General features: G+C 68.4%; 32 protein-coding genes. 17 read left to right on the top strand and 15 right to left on the bottom strand.

Going from position 1 to position 24,462, the window contains the following annotated elements:
* Window positions 1–21: 21 nt before the first annotated feature.
* A complete protein-coding gene (locus ACZ67M_RS15730) occupies window positions 22–447 on the bottom strand; it encodes an ATP-binding protein (RefSeq protein WP_469851203.1) in 426 nt (141 codons plus the stop codon).
* Window positions 448–663: 216 nt separating this feature from the next.
* On the opposite strand from ACZ67M_RS15730, the gene ACZ67M_RS15735 reads away from it, so the two are divergent.
* The 7 genes from ACZ67M_RS15735 (at window position 664) to ACZ67M_RS15765 (ending at window position 5,056) form a co-directional block, all read left to right on the top strand.
* Window positions 664–1,515, top strand: coding sequence for a helix-turn-helix domain-containing protein (locus ACZ67M_RS15735; protein ID WP_385794325.1), 852 nt, complete (start codon window positions 664–666; stop codon window positions 1,513–1,515).
* The gene (locus tag ACZ67M_RS15740) at window positions 1,512–1,715 is read left to right on the top strand and encodes a DUF397 domain-containing protein (RefSeq protein WP_392009701.1); all 204 of its coding nucleotides are present in this window, start codon (window positions 1,512–1,514) and stop codon (window positions 1,713–1,715) included. Before ACZ67M_RS15735 ends, ACZ67M_RS15740 begins: the two co-directional genes overlap by 4 nt.
* 78 nt (window positions 1,716–1,793) lie before the next feature.
* Complete coding sequence (locus ACZ67M_RS15745; RefSeq protein WP_469851205.1) at window positions 1,794–3,329, top strand: putative T7SS-secreted protein; 1,536 nt, start codon at window positions 1,794–1,796, stop codon at window positions 3,327–3,329.
* Between the two features lie 2 nt (window positions 3,330–3,331).
* Entirely contained in the window at window positions 3,332–3,655 is a 324-nt protein-coding gene (locus ACZ67M_RS15750; protein ID WP_469851207.1) for a hypothetical protein, read from the top strand.
* Window positions 3,656–3,684: 29 nt separating this feature from the next.
* Entirely contained in the window at window positions 3,685–4,311 is a 627-nt protein-coding gene (locus ACZ67M_RS15755; protein ID WP_469851209.1) for a hypothetical protein, read from the top strand.
* Between the two features lie 25 nt (window positions 4,312–4,336).
* On the top strand, window positions 4,337–4,678 hold the full coding sequence (locus ACZ67M_RS15760; protein ID WP_467319952.1) for a hypothetical protein: 342 nt from the start codon (window positions 4,337–4,339) through the stop codon (window positions 4,676–4,678).
* Window positions 4,679–4,681: 3 nt separating this feature from the next.
* The gene (locus tag ACZ67M_RS15765; protein WP_469851211.1) at window positions 4,682–5,056 is read left to right on the top strand and encodes a hypothetical protein; all 375 of its coding nucleotides are present in this window, start codon (window positions 4,682–4,684) and stop codon (window positions 5,054–5,056) included.
* A 15-nt stretch (window positions 5,057–5,071) separates the two neighbouring features.
* Here the strand turns inward: ACZ67M_RS15765 and ACZ67M_RS15770 are convergent, their stop codons facing one another.
* The 9 genes from ACZ67M_RS15770 to ACZ67M_RS15810 all read right to left on the bottom strand — a co-directional run bounded on the left by ACZ67M_RS15770 (window position 5,072) and on the right by ACZ67M_RS15810 (window position 11,740).
* Window positions 5,072–5,533 carry a TadE/TadG family type IV pilus assembly protein gene (locus ACZ67M_RS15770; protein ID WP_361353205.1) on the bottom strand — a complete coding sequence of 154 codons (462 nt, stop codon included), beginning with the start codon at window positions 5,531–5,533 and terminating at the stop codon, window positions 5,072–5,074.
* Complete coding sequence (locus tag ACZ67M_RS15775; RefSeq protein WP_385794312.1) at window positions 5,530–5,961, bottom strand: TadE/TadG family type IV pilus assembly protein; 432 nt, start codon at window positions 5,959–5,961, stop codon at window positions 5,530–5,532. The genes ACZ67M_RS15770 and ACZ67M_RS15775 overlap by 4 nt, the downstream gene beginning before the upstream one ends.
* The gene (locus tag ACZ67M_RS15780) at window positions 5,962–6,468 is read right to left on the bottom strand and encodes a TadE family protein (protein ID WP_469851212.1); all 507 of its coding nucleotides are present in this window, start codon (window positions 6,466–6,468) and stop codon (window positions 5,962–5,964) included.
* A gap of 55 nt (window positions 6,469–6,523) precedes the next feature.
* Complete coding sequence (locus tag ACZ67M_RS15785; protein ID WP_030145342.1) at window positions 6,524–6,784, bottom strand: hypothetical protein; 261 nt, start codon at window positions 6,782–6,784, stop codon at window positions 6,524–6,526.
* An 82-nt stretch (window positions 6,785–6,866) separates the two neighbouring features.
* Entirely contained in the window at window positions 6,867–7,787 is a 921-nt protein-coding gene (locus ACZ67M_RS15790; RefSeq protein ID WP_365637880.1) for a type II secretion system F family protein, read from the bottom strand.
* Window positions 7,784–8,785: a type II secretion system F family protein gene (locus ACZ67M_RS15795; RefSeq protein WP_392234875.1), complete on the bottom strand. Its 1,002-nt coding sequence runs from the start codon at window positions 8,783–8,785 to the stop codon at window positions 7,784–7,786. The genes ACZ67M_RS15790 and ACZ67M_RS15795 overlap by 4 nt, the downstream gene beginning before the upstream one ends.
* A 49-nt stretch (window positions 8,786–8,834) precedes the next feature.
* Window positions 8,835–10,142 carry a CpaF family protein gene (locus ACZ67M_RS15800; protein ID WP_122615643.1) on the bottom strand — a complete coding sequence of 436 codons (1,308 nt, stop codon included), beginning with the start codon at window positions 10,140–10,142 and terminating at the stop codon, window positions 8,835–8,837.
* The gene (locus ACZ67M_RS15805) at window positions 10,139–11,005 is read right to left on the bottom strand and encodes a hypothetical protein (protein WP_392009680.1); all 867 of its coding nucleotides are present in this window, start codon (window positions 11,003–11,005) and stop codon (window positions 10,139–10,141) included. The genes ACZ67M_RS15800 and ACZ67M_RS15805 overlap by 4 nt, the downstream gene beginning before the upstream one ends.
* 15 nt (window positions 11,006–11,020) lie before the next feature.
* On the bottom strand, window positions 11,021–11,740 hold the full coding sequence (locus tag ACZ67M_RS15810; RefSeq protein ID WP_469851215.1) for a hypothetical protein: 720 nt from the start codon (window positions 11,738–11,740) through the stop codon (window positions 11,021–11,023).
* 500 nt (window positions 11,741–12,240) lie between these two features.
* On the opposite strand from ACZ67M_RS15810, the gene ACZ67M_RS15815 reads away from it, so the two are divergent.
* The 3 genes from ACZ67M_RS15815 to ACZ67M_RS15825 are packed head-to-tail and all read left to right on the top strand — an operon-like array spanning window position 12,241 to window position 14,824.
* A complete protein-coding gene (locus ACZ67M_RS15815) occupies window positions 12,241–13,134 on the top strand; it encodes a hypothetical protein (protein ID WP_469851217.1) in 894 nt (297 codons plus the stop codon).
* Between the two features lie 57 nt (window positions 13,135–13,191).
* Window positions 13,192–13,935 carry a hypothetical protein gene (locus ACZ67M_RS15820; RefSeq protein WP_469851219.1) on the top strand — a complete coding sequence of 248 codons (744 nt, stop codon included), beginning with the start codon at window positions 13,192–13,194 and terminating at the stop codon, window positions 13,933–13,935.
* Between the two features lie 4 nt (window positions 13,936–13,939).
* Window positions 13,940–14,824: a hypothetical protein gene (locus ACZ67M_RS15825; RefSeq protein WP_469851221.1), complete on the top strand. Its 885-nt coding sequence runs from the start codon at window positions 13,940–13,942 to the stop codon at window positions 14,822–14,824.
* Between the two features lie 28 nt (window positions 14,825–14,852).
* Here ACZ67M_RS15825 and ACZ67M_RS15830 read toward each other — a convergent pair whose 3' ends face one another.
* Window positions 14,853–15,431: a hypothetical protein gene (locus ACZ67M_RS15830; protein WP_469851223.1), complete on the bottom strand. Its 579-nt coding sequence runs from the start codon at window positions 15,429–15,431 to the stop codon at window positions 14,853–14,855.
* The gene (locus ACZ67M_RS15835) at window positions 15,418–16,065 is read right to left on the bottom strand and encodes a hypothetical protein (protein WP_469851224.1); all 648 of its coding nucleotides are present in this window, start codon (window positions 16,063–16,065) and stop codon (window positions 15,418–15,420) included. Before ACZ67M_RS15835 ends, ACZ67M_RS15830 begins: the two co-directional genes overlap by 14 nt.
* 202 nt (window positions 16,066–16,267) lie before the next feature.
* On the opposite strand from ACZ67M_RS15835, the gene ACZ67M_RS15840 reads away from it, so the two are divergent.
* From ACZ67M_RS15840 to ACZ67M_RS15870, 7 genes are read left to right on the top strand one after another with little or no spacing between them, the layout of a single operon-like run.
* Window positions 16,268–16,924 (top strand): hypothetical protein, encoded by a 657-nt coding sequence (locus ACZ67M_RS15840; RefSeq protein ID WP_392009661.1) that lies wholly within the window; start codon window positions 16,268–16,270, stop codon window positions 16,922–16,924.
* Window positions 16,912–17,955, top strand: a complete 1,044-nt coding sequence (locus tag ACZ67M_RS15845; protein ID WP_469851225.1) for a hypothetical protein — start codon at window positions 16,912–16,914, stop codon at window positions 17,953–17,955. Before ACZ67M_RS15840 ends, ACZ67M_RS15845 begins: the two co-directional genes overlap by 13 nt.
* A gap of 40 nt (window positions 17,956–17,995) precedes the next feature.
* Window positions 17,996–18,295, top strand: coding sequence for a hypothetical protein (locus tag ACZ67M_RS15850; protein WP_385794286.1), 300 nt, complete (start codon window positions 17,996–17,998; stop codon window positions 18,293–18,295).
* Between the two features lie 4 nt (window positions 18,296–18,299).
* The gene (locus ACZ67M_RS15855) at window positions 18,300–19,658 is read left to right on the top strand and encodes a hypothetical protein (RefSeq protein ID WP_469851227.1); all 1,359 of its coding nucleotides are present in this window, start codon (window positions 18,300–18,302) and stop codon (window positions 19,656–19,658) included.
* Window positions 19,659–19,666: 8 nt separating this feature from the next.
* Window positions 19,667–20,080, top strand: coding sequence for a hypothetical protein (locus ACZ67M_RS15860; RefSeq protein ID WP_392009654.1), 414 nt, complete (start codon window positions 19,667–19,669; stop codon window positions 20,078–20,080).
* Complete coding sequence (locus ACZ67M_RS15865; protein WP_469851229.1) at window positions 20,067–20,699, top strand: hypothetical protein; 633 nt, start codon at window positions 20,067–20,069, stop codon at window positions 20,697–20,699. Before ACZ67M_RS15860 ends, ACZ67M_RS15865 begins: the two co-directional genes overlap by 14 nt.
* A gap of 41 nt (window positions 20,700–20,740) precedes the next feature.
* Window positions 20,741–21,379, top strand: coding sequence for a hypothetical protein (locus ACZ67M_RS15870; RefSeq protein ID WP_469851231.1), 639 nt, complete (start codon window positions 20,741–20,743; stop codon window positions 21,377–21,379).
* Between the two features lie 93 nt (window positions 21,380–21,472).
* Here the strand turns inward: ACZ67M_RS15870 and ACZ67M_RS15875 are convergent, their stop codons facing one another.
* The 3 genes from ACZ67M_RS15875 to ACZ67M_RS15885 all read right to left on the bottom strand — a co-directional run bounded on the left by ACZ67M_RS15875 (window position 21,473) and on the right by ACZ67M_RS15885 (window position 24,462).
* A complete protein-coding gene (locus tag ACZ67M_RS15875) occupies window positions 21,473–22,042 on the bottom strand; it encodes a hypothetical protein (RefSeq protein ID WP_469851232.1) in 570 nt (189 codons plus the stop codon).
* 200 nt (window positions 22,043–22,242) lie between these two features.
* Window positions 22,243–23,157, bottom strand: coding sequence for a hypothetical protein (locus ACZ67M_RS15880; RefSeq protein ID WP_392009644.1), 915 nt, complete (start codon window positions 23,155–23,157; stop codon window positions 22,243–22,245).
* A 54-nt stretch (window positions 23,158–23,211) separates the two neighbouring features.
* Window positions 23,212–24,462: an enoyl-CoA hydratase/isomerase family protein gene (locus ACZ67M_RS15885; RefSeq protein ID WP_392009641.1), complete on the bottom strand. Its 1,251-nt coding sequence runs from the start codon at window positions 24,460–24,462 to the stop codon at window positions 23,212–23,214.

Consider the following 24,462-nt stretch of genomic DNA (forward strand, 5'->3'; position numbering starts at 1 on the left):
CTGTACGCAGCGATCAACGCGCTACGCCGCGACAAGGTCACACCACACGTACTTGCCCCGGTTTCCGCCCCTGGCCAGCGGCTGCCACCCCCACAGGTCGGCGCACGCCCGCACGAGCGCCAGCCCACGCCCTTCCTCCGCGTCCGCGAGCGCCTCGAAGGGCACCGGCGGCTCGGGCGGCCCCGGATCGGCATCCCACGCCCCGATCCGCAGCACGCCGGCCACCCATCGCACGCGCAGCGCCGCCGGCCCCTCGGTATGCCGTACGGCGTTGGAGACCAGCTCGGTGGCGAGCAGTTCGGCGGTGTCCACGAGGCGGATGAGGCCGTGCATGGTGAGGATCAGGCGGAGGGTGCGGCGGCAGACGGTGACGGCACGTAGGTCGTTCGGGATGTACAGGGTGTACTCCCAGGGGGCGGCCGGGGCGACTGGATCGGCTTCGGGCATGCGTGAACTCCTGCAGGGTCAGGGGGCGTCGACCGGTGGCATCGCCGCTCGTCAGGGCAGGACGAAGCGGTGCACTTCCGGCACTCGTCAACGTCACACGGTGTGCGCGACGTCACCGACGGTATTTCCTAGTTTTAGGAAGGTGCAAGCCGCTGCCGTATTCTGCCCCTCGAACGAGCTACGCGGCTGGGACAGTTGAAGCCAGGAGGCGTCGGGTTGCCGCCGAAGAGACATCTCACGGCCCGCAGGGTGCGACTGGGCACTGAACTTCGCAAACTCCGCGAGGCCATGGGCATGAAGTCCCGAGAGGCCGCCGAGCTGCTCGGTGCCGACTCGGTCCAGATGAGTCAGATCGAGTCCGGGGTGGCCGGAGTGAGCGCGAAACGCGTACGTCGGCTCGCGGCCCATTACGCCTGCACGGACGAAGGCCTGATCGAGGCTCTCGAGGCCATGGCGACCGACCGAACCCGTGGATGGTGGGAGGACTACCGGGGCGTGCTTCCCCCGGTGTTCCTGGACACGGCCGAGGTCGAACATCATGCGACGGCGCTGCGCGAGATTGTGATCACGCACGTACCCGGCCTGCTCCAGACCCCCGACTACGCCCGCGCGGTCTACACGTACATGATGCCGGGCCTGCCCGACAGCGAGCTGCTCCCCCGTGTGGAGCACCGGATGCGGCGGCGATCCGTGATCGAGGGCGACAAGCCGACTCCGTACGACACGATCGTGCACGAATTCGCACTCAGGGTCCGCGTGGCCGACCGTCCGGTGGCACACGCTCAGCTGCGTCAAATCCTCGCGCAGATCGAAGACGGTCACGCGAACGTACGGGTCATTCCAGCCGATCAAGACGGCTTCGCGGGCGCCGAGGCGTCGATGATGCAGGCCTGCGGCCCCGTGCCCCAGCTGGATACCGCACTCCGCGACTCCCCCACCGGCACCGCCTTCATCGATGCGGAACCACACCTGAACCAGCTTCGAACACTGTTCCGTAAGGTGGAGCAGGCGTCGCTGAGCCCCACGGCGTCGCGGGACTTCATCCACCGGCTGACGAAGGAACTATGAGGCGATCCACGACCGAAACTCCGCGCTGGCGAAAGTCGTCGTTCTCCGGGGGCGGCGACGGCAACACCTGCGTGGAGATCGCCCCACTGCGCAGCCGCGTGGCGATACGCGACTCGAAGAACCCCTCCCACGGCACCCTGACCGTCCCGCTCGCATCCTTCACCGCGCTCGTGCGGAGCCTCAAGACACCGGCCACCTGACCCCCCCACAAACACGTGCGCTAAGTTCATACGCGCGTTCTGAACGCAACGCCTCGCACGTGTACGGGGGAGAACACGGTGTCGCACAGGCCCACGGACTGGCACGTACTCGACCTGGAGAGCGACCCGACGCCGGGTGATCCGCAGCGCATACGCAAACTCGCCGGCACGCTGCACGACTTCGCCGACGACGTGGGGGACGTACTGCGCGATCTCAAGGGCATCGCCAAGGAGGAGGAGATCCTCTCCTGGGCGGGCAAGACCGCGGCCGTGTTCGCGGAGGAGTTCGGGGACGCGCCGAAGAAGCTGCGCAAGCTGAAGAAGTCGTACAACCTGGCGGGCGACGCGCTGACGACGTTCTACCCCGACCTCCAGGACGCCCAGGACAAGGCCGACAAGGCGCTGCGCGACGGTCGCAAGGCACGTGAGGAACTGACCACCGCCCAGACCGCGCTGACCGGCGCCGACGACTGGGTCCGCAGGGCGACGGAGAAGACCGACTCGTACGACCCCGCCAAGAACGGCGGCAAGGACGTCCCCAAGCCCGACGAGGCCGACGTCCGCCGTGCGACCCGGGACGCCCAGCACGCGAAGGCCCGCCATGCGGCGGCCGAGCGCAACGTCGAGAGCGCCCAGACCGCGCTGGACGCGGCCAAGAAGCTCGCCGGTCAGGCCAAGGGCCTGCGCGAGGAGGCCGCCCGGCGGACCGTGACCAAACTCCGGGAAGCCTCCGACGCCGGAATTCCGAACCGGCACTGGTGGGAGGAGATCGGCGACTGGGTCACCGACAACTGGGACGAGATCGTCACCATATGCAAGTGGGTCGTCACGATCGTCGGCATCATCGTGATGATCGTCGGGGGCCCGCTGGGGTGGCTGGTCTTCGCGGCGGCGCTCGTCGTGATGGCGGACACGATAAGAAAAGTCATCAAGGGCGAGGCGGGCTGGGGCGATCTCCTATGGGCCGCCCTGGACTGCATACCTGCCACGAAGGGCTTCACCAGCCTCGCCAAGCTGGGAAAGCTGTGGAAGGCGGGCGGGCTCAAGGCACTCGGCGCCGGATTCATGGGCGGAATCGGCGGCCTCAAGAACTTGGCGGCCTCACTCCGGGGAATGCGCGATGGAGTCACGCGGCTGGTACAAGTCGAGCGTCTCCTACAAACGGGAGGAGCCCTGCGTCGCGTACGTGGCGACGTGGACTTCGTCACCGACTGGGCGGATGAAGCATACGATGTAATTCGTGGTTCCGACGACATCGACAACATCGCCAGGACTGCGGCCGATCACGGGTTCTCCCGATCCGAGGTCGAACAGATCAAGAATCATCTCTTTCACGAGGAGCATCTCCTCGACAGCTACGGCGACGCCTTCACGGCGAGATTCGACGCCAATCCACGAATTGCAGAGGCTTGGCAACGACTCGACAGCGGCAATCCGCACCCTGCTGACATCGATCTCCTGCGGCACGAGCTACACGAGTCCAACTACATGCGGGACACCGGAAACCAGAGCTACAGCACTGCCCACAAAGCCACGATCGATGCTGGCTACACTTGGGACCAAGCAGCCGCAGCCCGTGACGGTCACGGGCGACCGGTCGGACTAGGAGAATGACGATGGCTCACTCTTTCCAACTGAAGCTGACGTCAGACGGAACGTCTCCGCATCTCTACCGGGCGCTTGTCGACGGCACCACGGAAGCCTTCCTCATCCTGAACGAGGAGTCTGCAACCGTGGACCTCGCAGATCGGGATGGAAATATCTCGGGTGGCATGCAGTTGTCGATTCCGGGCGGTCAATTCAAGCTCGCGGGCGAGAAGAACCCGGCCGGATCCACTTCCCTCGCAGTCGAGGACTTCAAGCTGCTGGCAGCACACCTCGTCTCCCAGTGGAGGAAGCAAGGTAAGGCACCGGCTGAAATCCGGAAGTTCTTTTCCTGATCCATCACCGTTCCAGTAGAAGAGCAGCCATGACCTCAAAGTCAAGTCCGCCAGACGGATTCTCTCTTTCCGTTCCGGATACGTGGTGGGAGTTCGATATTCGCCCAGAAGGCCGTGAAGCAACCATTCGCAGACTCGTCGACGAGCGCTCACGGATGTTTCCCGAGCTGGCACCGTACCGGGCCGATCTGACCACGATGCTCCGCAAGATGGCCAACGACGCACACGAATCAGGCGCTCAGTACATGGGGTGCATGGCAGAGAACTTCGAGGCCGTACCCCTGTCCGCGACCGTCACGGTGTCCATCGTCGGGGCCAAGAGCGACCATGGCGCCGCCCTGTCCACCGACCCCCGCGCCATCGCCGAAAGCCTGCGCACCGTCACCCCCCGCCGCGAGGGCGACGCCTGGCGGAAGGTGACGACCGTCGACATCCCGGATGTCGGGCCGGCCGCCCGGACCTACGGTGTGGAGGACGTGCCCGTCGCGCAGGGCGACAGTCGTACCCTTCGTATGGTGCTGACGCAGACGTACATCCCGGTCCCGGGAACCACCGACCAGGTCGTGCTCGTCTCCGGGGCCAGCCCGGTGCTGGATCTCGCGGAGGCGTTCCACGACGTCTTCGACGCTGTGACCGGCACGTTCCGGTTCGTCTGACCCGACCGCAGAGAGGACTTCGCGCATGGCCAAGAGCGACCTCGCGATCCCGCTGACCGAGCTGGAGGACTACGGGCGCCAGTTGCGGTCACTCAAGACCCGCCTCAACCACACCAAGAAGCTCTTCGAGTCGTACAAGGACGACATCGGCGACGGCAGCGTCAACGACGCCCTCGGCGACTTCGAGTCCAACTGGGAGGACGGCCGCGAGGACATCACCCAGCAGCTCGACGCGCTCGGCGACATGTCGGACGCCGTGGTCCGCGAGTTCAAGAAGCTCGACGACGAGCTGACCAAGCAGGTCAACAAGGCCGTGAAGACGGAGGACAAGCGGGGTGGGAAGGGCGGCAAGGGCGGCGAAAAGTAACGGATGGCCAGGGTTCAGGTGCCTCATCTCGTCGGCGAGCCACAGCTGGAAGCCGACTTCTCTCCCGGCACGCTCCCTGACGGGCTGGCCGAGTCTCTGGCCAGATTCCTGGAAGAGGCTGAACCCGTACTGATCTCACCGGGCACTCTGCCAGATCCGTTCTCCGACTCGGCGAGCATGCGAGTACGCGTCGGGATCATGACCGACGGCCGCTGGGTCTGGTCCCTGGCCTGGTCGGACCACGTCCGACAGCACCACGTGGCGCCGCCGGCGGAACTCGTCCGGCGCGCGGTTTCGCTCCGTTTCTCGGCCCCGGAGGTCAGTGTCGAACAGGCGCTGGAGATCGCGCGGGCCGAAGGGCTCCCGTTGCCCGACTGAGAGCGCCCCGTCCCCTCACCCCACCTCGTTCTCCGCCACCGCCTGCCCGTGGACCACCACGTCGCCGCCGTAGAACATGCCGGTGAAGACCGGGGAGTACGTGAGCTGGACCTCGACCTCGACCTGGGCCGCGTCGGCCGTGACGCAGTACGTCGCGGCGATGTCCGCGCCGGTCATGTCCATCTCCGCGGCGAAGGCCTTCACGCGGGCGTCGCAGTTCTCGTAGTTGATGGGGGCGGGGCCGCCCACGTCGTCGTAGAGGGCCTCGCGGTCGATGTCCTGGGCGGCGTAGCGCGCGGCCTGTTCGGCGATGTCCGCGGCGCGTTCGCGCTTCGAGATGGACATGCCGCCGTCGATGACGAAGGCGGAGAGGGAGAGGAAGACCAGGGCGAAGATGATGACCGCGCCGGCGCCCGAGCCGCGGTCGTCCAGGTGGGCGCGCCGGGCGGCGAGCCACTGCCGTACGGGAGATCTCACGCGGTCCTCCGGTACGGGTCCAGCGGGGAGCTGAAGGTCGCCGACAGGGTCGTCGGGACGTTCAGGCCGATCGAGGCCAGACCGCGTACCTCGCAGCTCACCTCGACCGTGAAAAGGGTGTCCGGTTCGAAGCCGGCGCTCTTCTGGACGACCGAGACGGGGCCGGAGCAGACGTCGGTGAGGTTGGACTCGGCCGCCCTCCTCGCCTCCGCGATGGCCGTGCCGTGGTCCTTCTGGATCGAGCCCGCGCGGGCGGCGTCCCGCGCCGCGCCGTCGAGCGCGCCACGGCCGTCGACCAACTGACCGAAGGCGACCAGGACCAGGATGAAGAGGATCATCACGGGGGCGAGAATGACCACCTCGATGGTGGACAGGCCCTCGTCGCCGCCAGGGCGGCGGCCCGGTCCCGCCAAGGGGGTCGCGTCCATTTAGTTCTCCCCCTCCTGCACGAAGCGCTCCACCGGGCCCATCGACTGCGCGTGCACCGTCAGGTCCAGGCCCGGGAACACCGTCGGGATGCGCGCCGTGATCTCCACGCCCACCGTGTCCTGTTCCGGCTGGAGCAGCTTCACGTCCGGCGACAGGACCAGCTGCGGGCCGAGTTGGCGGATGTAGCTGTCGACGACGTCCTGTGCCTCGCCGCGCCAGCCGCCGGGCTGGGCGTCGGCCGTCGCGCGGGCCTTGCGCGCGCCCGCCTGGGCCGCCGCCTGCGCCACGTGGTCGGCGAAGAAGTAGAGCCCGAACTGCACCGTCGCGAAGATCATGAAGAACAGCACCGGCGTGAGCAGCACGAACTCGATCGCGGTCATGCCGGAGTCGTCGCCGCGGGTGGCCGCCGCGTTCCGCGCCGTCTCCACCCTGCGGCCCACCCGTCTGCGTACGCCCCCCAAGGCGCCGCCGAGCACGCCGCGTACGCCGCGCGCGGCACCCGGCATCCCCGTCCCCGTCCGTCCCGTCACATCGTCCCCGTCAGCGCCGTACGTCGGCCGGTCAGCAGGTCTTGCCCGCGTCCGCGCCCTTGATGCAGTCGCCGACCTTGTTGGCGCCGTCGCTGAGCGCGGCGTTGATGATGGCGGCCACCACGCCGACGATCGCGACGACGACCGCGGAGATGATGACCCACTCGACCGCGGACGCGCCGCGGTCCAGCTCGCCGGAGCGGGCGCGGTCCACGCGGGCCCGCAGGAAGGTGATCAGGAAGTCCACGGGCACGATGCCGGTGGTGCCGGTGCGGAGGTTGCGTCCGTTCATGGTGAGTCTGTCCTCTCGTGTCGGTTCTGGGAGCGATGCGGCCCGGAGTGGCCTGCGGCTGGCGTCACTGGCTTCGCCGGCGTCACACCTGGAACACCCGCATCGCCGCGGGGTAGATCAGGAACACCAGGAACCCGGCGCACAGCAGGAGCTGCGCCACGAGCATCGACTGGGACTTCTCGCCCGCGCTGCCCTCGATCTCGGACAGTTCGCGGTGGCGCATGGTCTCCGCGCGGGAGGCCAGGGACTCCCGGACCTTCGCGCCGTCGTCCGCCACCAGGGCGAGCGAGGCGGAGAGGTCCTTGAGTTCCTCGACGCCCAGGTCCTCGCCGAGCTGGCCCAGCGCCTGCCACTGGCTGATGCCGGTGATGCGCGCGTCGGCCAGGGCGTTGCGGATCCGGTGGGTCGCCCAGCCGTCCGACACCTCCGCCGCCGCCATCAGTGCCTCGGGAAGACCGCGTCCGCCGGCCAGGCTCATGGAGACCAGGTCCAGGTAGGCGCCGATGACGCGCCGCAGGTCACGGCGCTTCTCCGCGGCGTCCCTGCGTACCTCCAGGTCGGGGAGGAAGAAGAAGAGCACCGCGCAGAGCAGGGCCAGCCAGACCGGGATGATCGGGCTGTCGCCGAAGCCCAGCGTCCATACGATCGCGAAGAGGAACGGGCCGAAGAACAGACCGCCCGCCGCCAGCAGCGCCTTCGTCGCCAGGAACTTCTCCCAGCTGCGGTCCAGCACCGCCAGGTCCGCGCGCAGCGAGCGCTGCTCCCAGCCCTGCTGGAGGTACAGCTCGGCGACGCGCGCGCCGACCTGGGCCCGCAGCGAGCCGAGGCGGCTGGTGTCCTGCGCCGCCCGCGACGACCCGTACGCCGCACCGCGCGCCCGCATCGCGTCGATGCGGGCGACCTGCTGGATCGGGCTGCGTCTGCTCGGCATCAGTGCGCGGACCAGGGCGTAGATGCCCAGGCCGATGACGGCGCCGACCAGGACCGGCATGGTCAGGTTCATCGTCGTACCCCCTCGTCCCCAGACGCCTGCGACGGCTGTGCCGGTTGCGGCAGTCGCTGCGCGGGCTGACCCGGGTGGCCCTGCGGACCCGGCTGACCCGTGGTGCGCGGACGTACGAACTGCACATCCGAACCGTCCCGGACCAGGAAGCGCTCCGGCGTCTCGATGGTCGACAGCTTGCGCAGCCACCAGAAGCCCAGCGCGAACAGCCCGCACACGCAGGCCAGCACGAGCTGGCCGACGGGCGAACCGTACGGCTCGACGAAGTCACGGTTGAAGACGGACAGGCCGAGGACGAACAGCACCGACACCGCGACGACGATCTGCACCGAGCGGCGGGTCGACGCGCGCTGCGCCATCACGCGCTGACGCATGTCGACCTCCTCGCGCGCCGACTTGGCGAGCGCGCCGAGGACCTGCCGCAGACCGGGGCCGCGCAGGCGGGCGTTGAGGATCAGCGCCGCGACGATGATGTCGGCGGACGCGTCGTCGATCTCGTCGGCCAGGTGCTGGAGCGCGTCGGGCAACGGGGTGCGCGAGCGCAACCGGTCGACCAGGGAGTCCAGGTGGGGGCGGAGTACGGGCGCGGCGGCGCGGGCCGAGGCGGGGATGGCCTGCTCCAGGCCGACCGCTCCGGCGATGGTGTCGCGCAGCGACTCGGTCCAGGAGGCGAGCGCCTCCACCCGCTTCATGGCGGCGCGTTCCTCGGCGGCGCCGCCGAAGAGGCGGTCCCAGAAGAAGACGAGGACGCCGGCCGCGATGCCCAGCACCGCCCAGCGGGTGAGCAGCAGGACGACGAGGCCGACGATGGCGGCGGCCGAGCCGCGCCGGCCCGCCCAGCGGATCAGCTCGTTGACCCGCTCGCTGGCCTGCCGCTTCTCGTGCTCGGGCTTGACGGGCAGTCCGCGTACGGCGACCAGGAACAGGGCGAGGCCGCCGCCGACGGCGACTCCGCAGCCGATCGAGTAGAGGACCGTGGTGGAGAACAGGCCGCCCATGGAGCCGAGCGAGTCGAGGGCCGCGAGGGTGTTCATCTGCATCGCCGCGTCACCCCCACGTTCCGTTGGGCCGGTAGCCGTAGGCGATGAGTTCCTCCAGGCAGGCTATGGGTGCGTGCGGTACGACCTGGCCGTCGGGCGCCTCGGCGAACACCTCGCTGGACAGCACGCGGCCGTCGACGCCGTTCACCTCGCGGACGGAGGTGACCACGCGCTGGAGGCGGCCGCCGCTCTGGAAGTTGTTGCGCCGCTGGATGAACACGACGAAGTTCACCGCGCCGGCCACCAGCATCTGGCTGGCCTCGATCGGCAGCCGCTCCGACGCCTGGAGGGCGTACGTGGAGATGCGGTTGAAGACCTCGTGCGAGCTGTTGGCGTGGATCGTGGAGAGCGAGCCGTCGTTGCCCTGCGACATCGCGTTCAGCATGGTCACGATCTCGTCGCCGAGCACCTCGCCGACGATGACGCGGGAGGGGTTCATACGGAGGCTGCGGCGGACCAGTTCCGCCATGCTGATGGTGCCCTGGCCCTCGGAGTTGGGCAGCCGTTCCTCGAACGCGACCACGTTGGGGTGCAGGTCGGGGAAGGTGTCCAGGCCGAGTTCCAGCGCGCGCTCCACCGTGATCAGCCGCTCGTGCGGCGGGATCTCGTTGGCGAGGGCGCGCAGCAGCGTCGTCTTTCCGGCGTTGGTCGCACCGGCGATCATGATGTTCTTGCGGGCGCGGACCGCGCAGGCCAGGAAGTGGCCCAGCTCGGGCGCGAGGGTTCCGTTGCCGACCAGGTCGGAGATGAAGACCTTGCCCATGCGGGCGCGGCGGATGGAGAGCGCGGGGCGCCGGGCGACGTCCATGACCGCCGAGAGACGCGAACCGTCCGGCAGCCGCAGGTCGAGCTGCGGGTTGGCGGAGTCGAAGGGGCGGGACGACAGGCCCGAGTAGGCGCCGAGGATCTGGATCAGCTCGATGAGTTCCTCGTCGGTCTCGGCGACCGGCTCGCCGCGCGTCTCGCGTCCGTCGGAGTAGCCGACGAAGACGTGGTCGCAGCCGTTGATGTCGATGTTCTCGACCTCGGGGTCGTCGAGGAGCGGCTGGAGCCGCCCGACGCCGAACAGCGCGGCGTGCACGGCGGCGGCGTACGCCTCCTCCGTCTCCGCGTCCAGCGGCGTACGCCCGGCGTTGATCTCGGCGCGGGCGTACTCCTCCAGGATCTGGGCTATGACCGCGCGGGCGTAGTGCCGTTCGTCCTCGGTGGACATCGGCGTGACGCCGCCGGCCTGGTCCTGGCGGCGCTGCTCGGCGATGCGGTCGCCGGCGTCCTGCCGGAACCGCTTGACCAACGAGTGGTCGACAGCGGTCATCGGCCGGCCCCCGCGTGGCCGGACATGCCGGTGCCGGCGGGTCCGGTGGGTCCGGTGGGCATCGACCAGGCGGCGCCGAACTGCTGGTACAGGTCCGACGTGACCTTGCGGGCCGAGCGGATGAGCAGCGACTTCTCCAGCCGCCCGCGCCTGCGCCCGGCCAACTGGTCCGCTCCCGCCGGGTCGTCGGCGATCGTGCCGACCACGCGCGCGCCGGTCTGGGCGTGCACGAGCATGTCGTTGACCTGGCCGGACAGCTTGGCGGCGTTGTTCGTGTCGGCGACGAGGACGACGCCGATCAGCGGCATACCGGCGTTCGCGGCACCGCGCGCGCCGCCGTGCAGCTTGTTGGACAGGGCGGCGGCACGGTCGCGCACGCGGGCGATGGCCTCCGGCTCGGTACGGGAGACGAGGAGGACGAGCGCGGCGTGCGGGAACAGCTCCGCCACGGGGGTGTCGCCGCTGACGCGGCCGCAGTCGGCGATGACGTCGGCGGGCGCGTTCGGGGAGTCGGCGAGGGAGGCGAAGGCCCGGCCGAGGGTGGGCCACAGGCCCGCGAGCCCGGCGGCCTGCTCGGAGATGCCGAGCCCGACGAGGACTTCGAGGCCGCCGCTGAGCGGCTGTACGTGGTCCCAGAGCTGGTCGGGTACGAGTCCGCGGCGCGCGGTGGCGGCGATCGACAGCATGCCGGTGTTCGGGTTCAGCGGACCGCCGTGCGCGGCGGCGGACCGGTACACCAGGTCACCGCCGGCCGGGTCGGTCTCGGCCAGCAGGACACGGCGCGGCCAGACCGCCGCGAGGGCGACGGCCGCGGTGGTGACGCCGGGGGAACCCTTGTCGGCGGCCAGTGCGATGAGGGCCATGGGATGGGGCCCCTTCTACTTGCCGGGGACGCGCACGACGGCGACCTCGCCGGCGGCGGCGGCCGAGGCGAGGGCTGCGGCGTCGGCCTCGTCGACCAGGAGGGTGAGGGACTTGCTTCCGGTACTCACCGTGGAGTCGCTGTCCTCGGACACGCCGTTCACCCGGGCGTCCGGCACGATCGCTCCACCGGAGGCGGACGACGACGCGTCGTTGCCGGAGGAGTCGGAGTCGTTGCCGGAGCCGTTGGCTCCGACGCGGTAGGCGGCGACGATGTCACCCGACTTGATGCCCGCCGGGTACTGCCCCTCCTTCAGGGCGACACCGACGGAGGCCTTGCCCGCGGGAATCTGCTCCTGCTCCGCGAACATCTGCCCCATCACGACCGTGTCCTTGAAGATCGTGGACTTGGCCTTGAGATCCTTGAGCGCTTCCAGCTGCGTCCACTGGATGTAGTTGATGCTGTCGTCGGCGGCCACCATCACGGACTCGACGTTGTTGCCCACGGACTCGCCGGCCTGGATGTCGGAGGTCACCCTGACGACCTCCACCCGGTCCCCGGCCCGCAGCACGAGCATCGTGGCTCCCAGCGCACCCACCAGAATCAGCAGCACCGCCAACGCGGCGAGCGCGGGTTTGCGCTCGCGAGGAGGGCTGGGAAGCCGGTCACCGACCGACGGCTGAGCCGGAGCCGCGGAACGCCCCGCGCCCGCCCCCGTACGCTCCTGGATCTTCACGCAACCGCTCCCCGTACGACCAAGAAATTGTCTGCCACGTTCACACCCGAGCCAGGACGGCCCAAGTACGCAGAATCGTCTGCAAATTCGGACAGTCCACTCGCGCCCACCCCACCGGTGACGCCCCGGGACATCCCCTCACACACCCGTCCTACCTGGGCGAATGACCAGCAGTGAGGCGGGTGTCAAGCCATCGCACCGTATCAGCCACACATAAGCCCCTCAAGGCGTCCCCGCCCCCCGTACCGCCACCCCGCCCACCGTTACTCATCTGCAACTTCGCGCCCACGGAACCCCCTTGAGTACCGCGCGGCAAACGGCACTTCAACTGTGCACGCGCGAATCCACGAGCGGTACCGCCGGGCACCGTCCGCGTGCTCTTCGTCACGGTGCGCCCATCAGGCCTGCACGATTCACTCACGAGGGAGCGGACCCGGCGTGCCATGATCTTCGCTCGGATCAGTGACGGGGCGAGCACGGAGAGATCACCGGGGGCGTCGATGGACCTTCTTCCAGTGAACGGGACGGCGTTGGCCGCCGACCCGCGGGCCGCGGAGGCGATAGGCGCCGTGAGCGCCCGGCACGGGGTCGACTACATGGACGACGGCGCGGTGAGCGCGTTGCTCGCGGAGCGGCGGCAGGCGATGGAAGGGGAGCGTCGGCACCCGTCCGCATGGCTCGGGATCCTCGCACTGACGGTGGGCCTGCTCCTGCCGGCCGTCGTCCCGACGATCCGCACGCTGAGCGGCCACCGCCTGATCGCGGTACTGGCCGCCTCGGGGTGCCTCGTCGTGGTCGGCACCGCCCTGGTCGTGTACGCGTACACCCGCTGGAAGCGCGCGCTGAACCATCCCACGCTGGCCGGCTACCGCGAGACCCTCGGCATCGCCCGCGCCCACGGCATCCCACTGACGCACATCCCGCCGTGGCTGGAGGGCAGGTCGTCACCCGAGGGCGGGAAGGGGGCGGCGCCGGTGCCGTCGTATCCGGCCGCAGCGCCGTTGGACGTCCGGCCCCCGGCGACGGACGTCCCCACTCCCGGGGCACCTTCCGCTCCCGTCGCCGTACCGCCGAAGCCCGCCGCCGTGTCGGAGTACGAGTCGAGGGTCAACGAGGGCGGCTGGCACGACGAGGCCGGCTGCCTGCTGATCCTGGTCGGCGGCGGTGGCGCGGCCTATGCCGCGACGTCGAGTGAGCCGGCCGGCTACGGCGCTCTCGTCCTCGTACCCCTGGCCCTGTACGTCTGGCTGGCCGGCCGGCGCCAGGGCAGGGAGAAGGAACGCCTGCGGGAGGAGGCGCTGGCCTACGTGAGGGCGATCGCGACGGCACAGGCGGCCGGCGCCCGGGTGCCGGAACTCTCCTCCGAACTGCGGAAGCTGGTGGCCGAGGCCTAACCGCCGACTTGCCGCCACCGGCCCTGATCTCTTCCTCTCCCCCACCAAGGAGCCTCGATGAACCGCGCCACGAAGACCGCCCTCTCCACCCTGACCCTGCTCTCCCTCGCCGCGCTCACGGCGTGTGGTGGGGACTCCGGTTCGGACGCGGACCCGGCGGCCGGAAAGCCGGACACGACCGAGACCGCGGCCAAGCAGCCCGCACCGGCGGAGTACCTGGCGAAGACGATGGTCACGACGTCAGAGGTCGACGGACTCAACGTGAACGAGATGGACGACGAGTTCCTCTTCGCCAAATCCCCCGACGAGGTGACCACGGACAAGCCCGACTGTGCGCCGCTGGCGCTCGCCATGAACCAACTGCCGCTGGGCGACCCCCGGGCCGACCTGACCCGCTCGGTCTCGGGACACATCGAGTCGGAGCGCAAGAGCGGCAACGGCTACACGTACATCACCCTGACCAGCTACGCGTCCGGGGGCGCGGCGTCCGCGCTGGCCGACGTGAAGAAGGCCGTGGAGGGGTGCGGCGGCGGCTTCACGGCCAAGTCGAAGGAGACCGAGAGCCCCTACGACTCCGTCACGGCGGAGAAGGTCACGCCCGCCGGGGACGAGGCGCTCGGCTTCAAGTCCACGCTGACCGTCCGCGACGTTCAGCACGTCGTACACACGGAGGTCGTCCGCAGCGGCGACACCCTCGCCGTCTACTTCTCGGTCGACGGCATGGCGATCGCCAACGCCAGGCCGAGCGACGCGAAGCTCTCGCCGACCGTGGTGAAGGCGCAGAACGCGAAGCTGGCGTAAGGACGTGAGCGTCCTCCGGCTGCGCATCGCGGCGGGTGTCACGGCGGGCGTCGGCGCGCTCGTCCTGACGGTGCTGTTGACCTTGAATCCCGAGGCCGTCGGCTTGTTCGAGTGGGCCAGGGCAAAGGCTGAGGAACGGGGCCGCGCGGGCGAGGCCCTCATCTTCGCCTGGGCGCTGATCGCGTTGCCCGTGGCGGGCCTGCTGCAAACGCCGGTGGCGCGGCTGCGCGGCGCGCGCCTCGGAGCCGGCTGGGCTCTGCTGGCGGGCTACTGGCTGTTCGTCCTGCTGCTCGCGCCGGTGGCCTGGCAGGTGGAGGGGCTGTTCCCCGCAACCGACGGTCCGGGCAGGAGCGGCGGCCTCTTCGGCGCGGCGATCGGACTGGTGATCGGCACGGTGGTGTACGCGGTGGTCTCGGGCTCGGTGTTCCGCGAGACAGGGCCCGGGGAGGCCCCGCCCGCTCAGGTCCGCGAGCACCTGGCGACGGTGGTCGTCCTCACCGCGGTGTGCACCGGGGCCGTCGTGGGCCTCGTACTCGGCCGCAACTTTCCCTTCCCGAGGGCGGGCGCTCCGGCGATGTTCCTCCCTGGCGGCATCCTCTGGGGCCTGCACGCGGGCGCGGCCGCGGGCCTCCTGGCCGCCGCCCGTCTCCGGCCGCATCCGGACCACGGCCTCACGGCGGCCACGGCCGACTTCGCCCGTACCGGCACGGCGCTTCTCGTCTGCTGCCTGTGCGTGTCCCAGTTGGGGTGGTTCCTGCCGGGGTGGGTGGTCGCGGTGGTGGGGGTTCCGGCGCCGTTCCTGTTGTTCATGGCGGCGGGGCGGAGTGAGCGGGTGGGGCGCTGGGTGCGTTTCCAGACGGTGGAGTTGCCGAAGGGGGCGCTGACCTGAGGCTCGGCGGCCCTTGCCGTGGCCATCGCTACCTGACGCCGCGGCTCTTGCCCTTGCCCTTCTTCCGCAACTTGCGCAAACGCTCGCGCTCCCGCGCACGGCGCTCCTCGATGCGAGCGCGGCGCCACCGGTGGCAGAGCCAGCCCACTCCGCCCGCGACGACGACGTACGCGAGCACCGCCGGACCGGTCCCGGAGATGTACGCGCAACCAGGCTCGTACGAGCGACAGTTCCTGCCACGAAGGCCACTGATCAGGAAGAAGACCGGCACCAGCGCGGCCGCCCAGCACACACCACGGGCCACGACCCGCGCCACGCGCGCCGGCCTGCCCGTACCGTCCGCGCCGGGGCTCTCGAACCGTCTCGACGAGGCCCCGGCCCACCCGACCAGGCTGAGCAGCCCCAGAGCGCCCCCGACTGCCCAGGAGCCACCGGGCAGGTCGTACAGCACCGGCGCGACGTGACGCGAGAACCACCGCGTACCCCCGACGCCAAGGACCAGCAGCGCCCCGCCGACCACGAGGTACAGCAACAGCCCGACCACGTCCCGCACCCGGATGCGACCGTCGCCCCTCTCCCCGAGCGCCCCCCGGTCAGCTCCCGTCATACTCCCGATCCCACCTGCTCTGCCGCACGCCACCCCAGGTCCCCATCACGACCGCCGCCCCGAAGAGCAGCGCGAGCAACCCTCCGTTGTAGCTGATGTCCCTGTCCGTAGTCGGGCCGGCGATGCCTTCGGGGTCGTACCGCACGCGCATCTCGTCGCCCTTCTCGACCCAGTCCTCACAGCCGTCGCCCTCCGAGAGCGAGGGGGATATCGCCCGTCCGTCGACGGAGCGGAGGTCGCAGTGGTTGGTGCCGCTGTCGTCCATGCCGACGACCATGGCTTCGGTCCACAGGCCCCGGTCCGTCAGGGCTTCCTGAGCACCCGCGCCGGTCCCCAGGAAGCCCATGGCGACACCGGTGATCACAGGGACGATGAGTTGCCAGGCGACCTTCCTCTTCTTGCGCGGCACCCGCCGCAACGCGAGCACCGGGACCAGCAGCGTCGCCAGTGGGAGCACGAAGACGGCAAGCAGCAGCCCTGTCGCCCGCGCGACGGCAGGGAGCGGCACCACGGGTCCCAGCCAGGAGAGCCCCAACGAGCCGCCGGCGCACATCAGGCTGAACAGCAACCAGCGGAACCAGTGCACGCGCCACCACACGGATCCGCCGCCGGTGCGGGGTATGTCGTCCGCCACGTGCCCCCAGCCCTTCAACCGCACCTCGCGTGTCCGGGATCACTCTAACGAGCGTGTCATGGCCACACGGCCCGCTCCCCGAAGCGCCCTCTACGCCCGGTATTGCCCCTCTTCTCAGGGAAGTTCGCTCTGGCGAAACCAACAACCCCACGACTACCGTCAGATCTCTTGACCGAATCTTTGTCTCACGGGGGAGCTCACTGTGAAGCGCCGTTCTTTGCCCGTTGCCACCGCGCTCGCTGCAACGGCAGCGCTGCTTCTGACGGCCTGCGGCGGCGGGGACGACAAGTCCGACGACGGTGACAAGATCGCGGGAGCGGACACCGGGGGCTCGCCGTCGGCCACGGCGCCGAGCGACGCCGCGTCGGACTCCGCCGACCGCCCGGACATCACGCTTCCGAAGGACGTCCAGGACGTCTTCGAGAAGTGGGAGACGGGCGACACGGCCAAGGACGCCGCCCTCGCCGACGCGGCGCGGGCGCAGTCGGCGATGAACGACGCCATCGTGCAGGGCAAGACGGACACGGCGGGTCTGACCTTCTACTACGAGGGCAAGGCGCTGACCACGTCCGTGAAGTGGGTGCAGAAGTGGCTGGACGCCGGAATCACGTACACCGGCACCACCCGGTACTTCGACCCCAAGGTCGAACTCTTCGACGCGAAGTCCGCGGGCGTCTCGTTCTGCGCCGACGAGACGAAGGCGTACAACAAGGAGCGAAAGACCGGAAAGGTCGACAAGTCTCCGGCCACGAGCGATTCCTACGTGCTGTACAACACCCGGCTGGAGAAGAACGACCAGGGCGTCTGGCGTACGACGGACGGCACTTCTGTACGGGGGAGCAAGACATGCGTGCAGTGAGAAAGGCCCGGCTCGTGACGGCGACGGGGGCGCTGGCCGCCACGTGCGTGCTCGCCACCGCCGGCACGGCGCTCGGCAAGGACCCCGGCGGGTCCCAGTTCGACGTCGAGGGCACCAACGACAAGGACAAGGGTCAGACCCTCGAATCACGGATCGTCTTCACCGGATCGACCGGAGGGGGCGGCGAGGAGAGCCCGGGAGGGTTCACCCCGGCCGGGGGCTGGAGCCCGCCGGCCTGCTGGTACGAGCCGAAGTGGACCCCGGACGAGTTCGCCGACGAGTTCCGCGAACGCTGGGACATACCCCACGCGAGTGGAGTGGGCGAGGCCTACCGCCTCTCCCAGGACCACTACATCAACGGGGAGCCCTACGACGACTTCAACAAGAAGGAAGCCGGCAAGGGCATCTGGTGGGACTCGGTCCGGGACGAGGACCGCGCCGAAGCGGGTGACCCGGCCGCCTTCGCCTGCGACACCGAGACGTTCTGGGTCGAGAACGGGGAGGCCCCCGAGGTCGAGAACGCCGTGACCCCGGAGATCCTCGCCCAGCTCGCCTACGCCAGGATCAAGGTCCCCGACACTGCGGTCACCCTCGCCCCCGGAGGCGCGACGAAGGTCAACCTGCCGACGTGGGCCTGGCTCGACCGGGCCAAGTTCGACGAGGTGTCCGTCACCGCGTCGCTCGACGTGGGCGGCGTGAACATCCAGGCGACCACCACCGCCACCCCGGTCTCCCTCAAGCTGGAGCCGGGCACGCCGGACGCCGAGACCTACCCCGCCTCCGGGGAGTGCGCGATCAACGACGACGGATCGATCGGCGAGCCCTACACCAAGGGCAACGCCGACCGGACCCCGCCGTGCGGCGTCAAGTACCTCCGCAGCTCCGGAGACGGCGCGTTCGACCTCCAGGCAACGGTCACGTGGGAGGTCGCCTGGACGGGCTCCGGTGGAGCGGGCGGCGACCTGCCCGACGGGACGTTCGGGAACGGCCAGGAGGTCGTCGTACAGGAGATACAGGCGGTCAACCGGTGAAGGCGGAACAGCGAGAGCGCGTGCGCGGGGAGGGGCCACTGTGGGCGAACCGGATCTGACGGTCGACTACGACTTCCTCGCGGACTGCGAGCGCAAGCTCGGCCAGCTCAAGAAGACCTTCGAGGACATCGAGAACCGGCGCGACGACATGAAGGAGCACTGGGGCGCCGGTGACATTGCCTCGGCGATGGAGGACTTCGTCGACAACTGGGACGACTACCGCACCAGGCTCATCGAATCCATCGAATCGGTCGGCAAGCTCGTGGCCGGCAGCAAGAAGGCCTTCGAGGATCTCGACAAGCAGCTGGCCGATGCCAACAAGAAGAAGCAGAAGAAGTGACGCCGTGACACCGACATCCAAGCGCCGTCCGGTGGACTGGCAGCCGCTGTGCGCATCCGATCCCGTTCCCGGCGATCCGGAGGAGATCCGTGCCGAGGTCAAGCACATGGTCTCGGTGGCCAAGAAGCTCCGGGACCAGGCCAAGAACCTCAAGGCGATCAGCGACGACGAGACCCTCAAGGGCAAATACGTAAAGACCTTGCGGGACGAGTCCTCCACGCTGGAGAAGCACATGCGGGAGGTGGCCGGACGGTACGAACGGGTGCACGGCCACCTGACCAAGTGGTCGAACGAACTGGAGGACTTCCAGAGCGACGCGGACAAGGTGCTGCGCCAGGCCAAGGAGAAGGAGGCCGAGGTCGAGGCCGACAAGGCCAAGAAGGCCGACTCCGGTGACAAGGACGCTCCGCAGGCCCCACCCAGCGGCACCGAGCATCCCCACGACGACCCCCTCCACTCGTACCGCACCCGGCTGAGCACCATTACCGGCAACCGGGACACCCGCGCGAGCCATCACGCGGGCAAGATCCGCGACGAGATCGACGATGTGATCGAGGATTCGTGGTGGGACGACGTCAAGGGCTGGGTCCATGATCACGCGGACGGGATCAAAGCCTTCATCGATGTTCTCGGCTGGGTGGCGACGGCGGCAGGCTTCCTGGCACTCGCCATTCCCGGCTTGAACTTGCTTGTCCTCGGCATCGCGGCGCTGACGATCGGGCTCAGACTCCTGCTGGTGGCATCGGGCGACGCCACCTGGACAGATGTCATCTTCGACGTCGTGGGTGGGCTGCTCGTCGTGGGCGGCCTCGGGGCGGCCGCGAAGCTCGCCAGTGGTGCCAAGGCGACCGTGGGCGCTGCTCAGGCTGCCCGGACCGCCGGGCTGAGCCGAGGGCTCAGGGGCGTCAAGGGCGTCATGGACGACATGGGCCGCCTGATGACCAGAATGCCGGAAGGAGCGGGACGACAGATTGTCCGCACGGCCCGTAACGACATACGCAAGTCCATCTCCCAGAACGTCGGCCTGGTCGCCAAGAACCCACTGAGGGTCAGTCCGCTGTCGACGCTGGTACACCTCGGCGACAAGGAGATGGCCGGCATGGCAAAGATGCTGCAGGCGAACAAGGCCACGTTCCCCGCGGCGGCGGGGGCCGCAGCGGACAAGGCGTACAAGTCCTATCAGGTGGGCCTCGGCATCGCCTGGACGGGAATGGCGATGGACGTCACGGACAAGGCGCTGGGGAAGAGCGATCTGACGAGCTGGACCAAGGAGAAATGGGGAACAGACGAGAAGCCCTACAACGCGGGGTACTCGGACTGGAAGGACAACACCCTGAAGCCGGCCCCCGACACCCACTGGTGAGGAATGCCATGGATCTGAACTCGGCGCGACGCATTGTCGAGGCCGAAGCCGGCCGCACCGGAATCGGCACCGGCCCCAACCGACGGCTTCGGCTGACGTTGATCATCGGAATGCCGCTGTTCCTGCCGGTATTGGGAATCATGATCCTGGTGCCGAAGTCGTTGATGAATGACGTACTGTACGTTTACGAGGCCGGCATCATCGGCTGCCTGTTGCACTACGTCTGGGTCTTCACAAAATATCCCCGGCATGCGGCCCGTCCGCCTTACCTCACCCGAGATCTCGCCATGGGGGGCGGTTTCTTCCTCCCTTCCCTGTTCTTCGGCTTCTGGCCAGGCATGATCGCTGCCCCGGCGTGGGCGCTGTTCGTAGGCATTACCTATGCCGTGGAAGTGACTCGGGAGCAAAATGATCACCGCTGAACCTCGTCGAGCCCCCGTTGGATTCAACCTGGTGCCGCCGCCCGGCTGGGACGTGATTCCGCTGCACAGCGGAACCAAGGAGGCGATGGAACGCATCGTCCGCAAGGCTGTCGCACAGCTACCCGCCGGATTTCCCAGGGACGACATTCCGCAGGCCCGGCTGAAACTGATCCAGGAATTGAAGAAGGTCGTCCGCCGGGCCCGCGCCAAGGGGGGAATGACCCTCTACCTTCCCACCGAACGACTCCACGGCGTCGCGCTCCCCGTTTCGATCGTGGCTTCCGCGCCGATCGAGGTTCCACGGGTCAGGCCCGACACCGGCCCGGAAGCCGTCCTGGCCGCGCTCGCCTCCCAGACGCCCGGCGCCAAGGCGCGGGAACTCGACGACACCGCAGCCTTGCGCTCGGAGCGAGACGTACCCGCGGATGCGGCCCAGGGGGTGGACGTTGCCCACCGCCGCGTCGAGTACTTCGTTCCGGTCCCGGACAGCACCCCCGACCAGTACCTCGCGTTCTCCTTCAGCGCTCTGGTCGCCCCCGGTTCGGATCCCGCCTTCTACGACACCCTGGTTGAGTTGTTCGATGCCGTGATGGGCACCTTCCGCTGGAGCTATGCCTGATGGATCGCACCCTGCCCATGCCCCGACGAAAGTGACCGCTCATGTCTGAAGGCACCCTGTGGAGCGCCGACCTCGGCGCTCTTCATGTCGATACAGATGCCAACAAGGGTCTTTGGGACTATCTCTGGCTCCAGATGGACAAGAAGACGTTCAAGGACTGGCTCGATGCGACCTTGTCCGAACTGGCTGCCATACACGGAATCGAACTCACCCGTAAACTCCGCCGTTTTCAGAAGAGCTTCTACGAGCAGACGATCGTGATCCTCCGGGACAAGCTCCAGGCCGACGAGGCGTTCATCTATCGCCCCGTCCCACTCACCTATATGCCTCTGGTGATGCACGCCACTCGCCTCCACTGCGAAGCCCCTGACCCGTCCTCCTGCGAGGGAGCCACCGCGTTCACGGTGCCGCACCCTGACATCCCCGAGTGGCAGCAGCGATCCGGCAGTATTCCGTTCGCCTCCCCGTACCTGGGCGCGGACGGCGTCCGGGTCACCCGCTCCTATCCTGCGGACAGCACCATCATGATGACCTCGGTCACGTACCACTGGCACACCCCGCCCGGCCTACCCGACGTCGTACTCCGCGGGCACCACGACGATCCGGAAGTGATCGCCGCGGCCATGGAGCCCCTGGACGACTTCGCGCGAACGCTGCGGCTCCCTGCCACGACGCATTGACCCCGGGGCCCGGAGAGCCTGCGAGGTCTCACGCATCACCTCTGCTGTATGTCCCTTCTTCGGGCACCTGGGTCGGCACACGGTGATGGCGGACTACTCGGCAAGGGCCTCGGCAGGATCCGTGAAGGAGATCGTCTGAAGGATCCCGGCCATCATGTCGACGAATTCGGTCCACTGATCGACAGAGGCCGTGACGAGCGTGAACACCGCGGTGAACGGGCCGGTCGGGAAGGGCACATGGACCTGGATCTCGGCGGTGACGAGGTCCGTCGGCTCCCCTGTGGCCGTGACCTCGGGGTTGAGCTGGTACTGCCGCCAGGTGACGCACGAGACCGCCGGCCCACAGGGGAGGTCGAGCCACTGAACGTCGTTGAACGTGTCCTTCGACAGGATGGCCACAATGCCCTGCGCGACCACGTCGGTGGCATCGGCATCGTGATCGGTGGGAACGGCCGCCAGGGTGAACGCACACTGGGCGGCTCCCCCGGAGAGGTCGTGCCTGGCGACATCGCCCGTCGTGGCGCGTTCCACCTCGGAGGTGGAGAACAACCCCAGGGCGGCGTAGGACACCCCCGTGTCCCCGATCCTCTCGGCCAAGGTCGCGTAGACGGGTGCGGCGGGGTTCCAGACCTCCTCATCCCCACGCGAGTAGAGCTGTCGCACGAAGGACTCCGCACGTTCGGCCCGCTCCGCGGGGCCGTCGGCCAACGGCAGTGCGAAGAACCCCTCAGGCGCCAGAAACCATATCGGGGGAGGCTCGGCCGACGATGCGGGAAGAACGGCGGAGGAGGAACCAGCAGAGGAGGTCATGTGAACCGATGCATCGAGTAGGGAAGGGAACGACCGCAGCTACGACCGCAGCTTCAGAGGTCTTCGGGGTGGTAGTCCGAGAAAGCGACTTCGCACCCTTCTTCATCCAGCACGATATTTTCTTCAGAGGCACCGAAGGCCGAGGTGAGCCGATCGGGGAGAAGGATATCGACGTTGAGGTGACCGCAAGAATTTCGCGTGATGACGGGCGTGACAGAACCCGGCATCTCGATCTCTCTCGCGTAGTCCAGAACAGCCTTCCGTTGCGCCGGATTGAGATCGGCCACGGAGAGCAGCTCCGGTGCTCGCATGAGATATCGAGTCAACTGCCTCCGCGATCTGCAGCTCAACCTGCACCAGGAACCGTCCGTGAAGGCGATCGTAAAATCTTCGCCCTCTTTGAAATTCCTCGGCTCGACCGCAGCGACTTCCGTGCGCGGAATCTGCCACAGGATCTCGTCGTCGACCGCCTCCAACTTCTTCCCGTCGTAGGGAAGCTGGACGACGAGGACCCTGCGGTCCGTGACGATGAGATGCGTTCGCCAGTGCTTCTGATCCGCACGGCCCGGATCCAACTGCCAGGGAAGCGTCCTGGCGACCGTGTCCGGGGCGGCCCACATGACGGGAAAGTCATCTACCTCATTCGCGGGGTCGCTGGGTGTGTCCGAGCCGGAGTCTGCGGACGAGGGCGTGGAGATGTTGCCCCCCGCGGCACCCAGGGCCGCCATGACGGTCGCTCCGGTGACTTTTGCGGCGCCCCTCAACAAGCGGTGTGCGACGGTGTCACCGCTTGAGCGGGGCGAGAAGGACGGGCCTTCCGGCCACCCCTGAAGGTCATGCTGGATGTCGTTGCGCTCCGCGTCGCGAAACCAGCGCATTCCTCGTACATGTGGCGCCGCCCCCGTCGCGAAGGTGACGGGCGCGCGTGCGAGCAGCGTTTCACCGGACTCCGGCTGCCAGACGTTCACTCGTGACTTCCCTCTCCGACGACGGTGGTCAGTGCGGCCTTCCGCCTTTCAAGGCTAATCCCCCGAAACGGCACTGCTGATGTGTGTCCCCACCTTGGGGGCGATCTTCAGTCCTGCGTCGACGGTTCTACCGAGGCCACTGAACGGATCCATGTTGCCCTTGAAAAAGGTGTTGATCCCCTTGGTGCCCAGCCACTGCCCCTCGTGATAGCCCGCACTCACGAGACCACCCATACGGGACTTGAGCCCACTGCTGGCATGCGCGACTTCGTGAACGAAGCTTCCCTGGCCGCCGATCTTCACCAGACCGGCCTTGCCGAGCCCACCTTCGACGATCCTGGAAGACTTGCCGAAGGCAACCAGAACGCGAGACGAACCGAGGTTCGTGGATTGGAACCCCTTGCCCAACGCGCCGACCTTGGCCGCCGCCAAGCCCCGGGCCGCCTTGGCCGACTCCCCGACAACCTTCACGCCCTTGCCGAACATGCCGATTCCTGGCAGCAGCCCCAGTGCGTCCGTGCCCATCGTCACCCAGCTCACGTCCGCACCCGCCGCCATGGCCACTCCATGGGTCGCCAGCGCGAGACCGCTGCCGATGAGGGCGGCCGTTCCGAAGATCGCGGCCAGGGGCGGAAACGGCAGGGTGATGATGGCCAGCATGCCGAGCACGGCCGTCACATCGCTCAGCACATCGCCGATTGCCTTGATGAGGTCGGCGTGCTCCTTCAGCCAGTCACCGGTGGCGTCCCAGGCATCGGCGATGCCCTTGCCGAGCTTGTCCCAGAAGCCCGGTTCATCCGGTGCGATGTCAGCAGCCTTGTCCAGTTCCTTGCTGATCTGCCGGGCGGCCGCCTTGTACCTCTCCTCAAGGGCGTGAACCTTCTGGACAACTCCGTCGACCGCACTGGAGGCCTCGCCGAGTTCCTTACTGCCCTTGCCCTCGGCCTTCGCCTCGGCTTCGGCCCGGTCGTCGAGCTTCTCGCCGGCGGACTTCTCCAGCCGGTTCGCCTCGTCCTGGAAGTCCTGCAATTCGCCGGCCCAACGGTGCAGGGCACGCGAGGCCTTGTCGAAGGACTCGTAGCTCTTGCGGATGAGAGGAGTGACGTCTTCACCTATGTACTCGGTGAAGGCGATCGCGGTCTTCCCCTTCCACGCACCGCACTCGATGCGCTCCAGCTCCCGGACCGCGGTGCCCAGCTCACCTGCCAGACTCCCGAGCTTCTTGGCAAGTTCACGAGTGTCCTCGACGTCGCCCGGCGTCGGATCCCATCCGATGTGAGGGAAGGCGGGGCGCTTTCCAGCCAC

This window comes from Streptomyces sp. NPDC107500 (genome assembly GCF_055582785.1).

Excerpts from the sequence above, each read along its gene's own strand:
- ACZ67M_RS15765 (WP_469851211.1), top strand. The coding sequence starts at position 4,682 with ATGGCCAGGGTTCAGGTGCCTCATCTCGTCGGCGAGCCACAGCTGGAA.
- ACZ67M_RS15730 (WP_469851203.1), bottom strand. The coding sequence starts at position 447 with ATGCCCGAAGCCGATCCAGTCGCCCCGGCCGCCCCCTGGGAGTACACC.
- ACZ67M_RS15865 (WP_469851229.1), top strand. The coding sequence starts at position 20,067 with ATGATCACCGCTGAACCTCGTCGAGCCCCCGTTGGATTCAACCTGGTG.
- ACZ67M_RS15755 (WP_469851209.1), top strand. The coding sequence starts at position 3,685 with ATGACCTCAAAGTCAAGTCCGCCAGACGGATTCTCTCTTTCCGTTCCG.
- ACZ67M_RS15815 (WP_469851217.1), top strand. The coding sequence starts at position 12,241 with ATGGACCTTCTTCCAGTGAACGGGACGGCGTTGGCCGCCGACCCGCGG.
- ACZ67M_RS15830 (WP_469851223.1), bottom strand. The coding sequence starts at position 15,431 with ATGACGGGAGCTGACCGGGGGGCGCTCGGGGAGAGGGGCGACGGTCGC.
- ACZ67M_RS15780 (WP_469851212.1), bottom strand. The coding sequence starts at position 6,468 with ATGCCGGGTGCCGCGCGCGGCGTACGCGGCGTGCTCGGCGGCGCCTTG.
- ACZ67M_RS15845 (WP_469851225.1), top strand. The coding sequence starts at position 16,912 with ATGCGTGCAGTGAGAAAGGCCCGGCTCGTGACGGCGACGGGGGCGCTG.
- ACZ67M_RS15805 (WP_392009680.1), bottom strand. The coding sequence starts at position 11,005 with ATGGCCCTCATCGCACTGGCCGCCGACAAGGGTTCCCCCGGCGTCACC.
- ACZ67M_RS15750 (WP_469851207.1), top strand. The coding sequence starts at position 3,332 with ATGGCTCACTCTTTCCAACTGAAGCTGACGTCAGACGGAACGTCTCCG.
- ACZ67M_RS15870 (WP_469851231.1), top strand. The coding sequence starts at position 20,741 with ATGTCTGAAGGCACCCTGTGGAGCGCCGACCTCGGCGCTCTTCATGTC.
- ACZ67M_RS15775 (WP_385794312.1), bottom strand. The coding sequence starts at position 5,961 with ATGGACGCGACCCCCTTGGCGGGACCGGGCCGCCGCCCTGGCGGCGAC.
- ACZ67M_RS15820 (WP_469851219.1), top strand. The coding sequence starts at position 13,192 with ATGAACCGCGCCACGAAGACCGCCCTCTCCACCCTGACCCTGCTCTCC.
- ACZ67M_RS15795 (WP_392234875.1), bottom strand. The coding sequence starts at position 8,785 with ATGGGCGGCCTGTTCTCCACCACGGTCCTCTACTCGATCGGCTGCGGA.
- ACZ67M_RS15740 (WP_392009701.1), top strand. The coding sequence starts at position 1,512 with ATGAGGCGATCCACGACCGAAACTCCGCGCTGGCGAAAGTCGTCGTTC.
- ACZ67M_RS15760 (WP_467319952.1), top strand. The coding sequence starts at position 4,337 with ATGGCCAAGAGCGACCTCGCGATCCCGCTGACCGAGCTGGAGGACTAC.
- ACZ67M_RS15785 (WP_030145342.1), bottom strand. The coding sequence starts at position 6,784 with ATGAACGGACGCAACCTCCGCACCGGCACCACCGGCATCGTGCCCGTG.
- ACZ67M_RS15790 (WP_365637880.1), bottom strand. The coding sequence starts at position 7,787 with ATGAACCTGACCATGCCGGTCCTGGTCGGCGCCGTCATCGGCCTGGGC.
- ACZ67M_RS15800 (WP_122615643.1), bottom strand. The coding sequence starts at position 10,142 with ATGACCGCTGTCGACCACTCGTTGGTCAAGCGGTTCCGGCAGGACGCC.
- ACZ67M_RS15860 (WP_392009654.1), top strand. The coding sequence starts at position 19,667 with ATGGATCTGAACTCGGCGCGACGCATTGTCGAGGCCGAAGCCGGCCGC.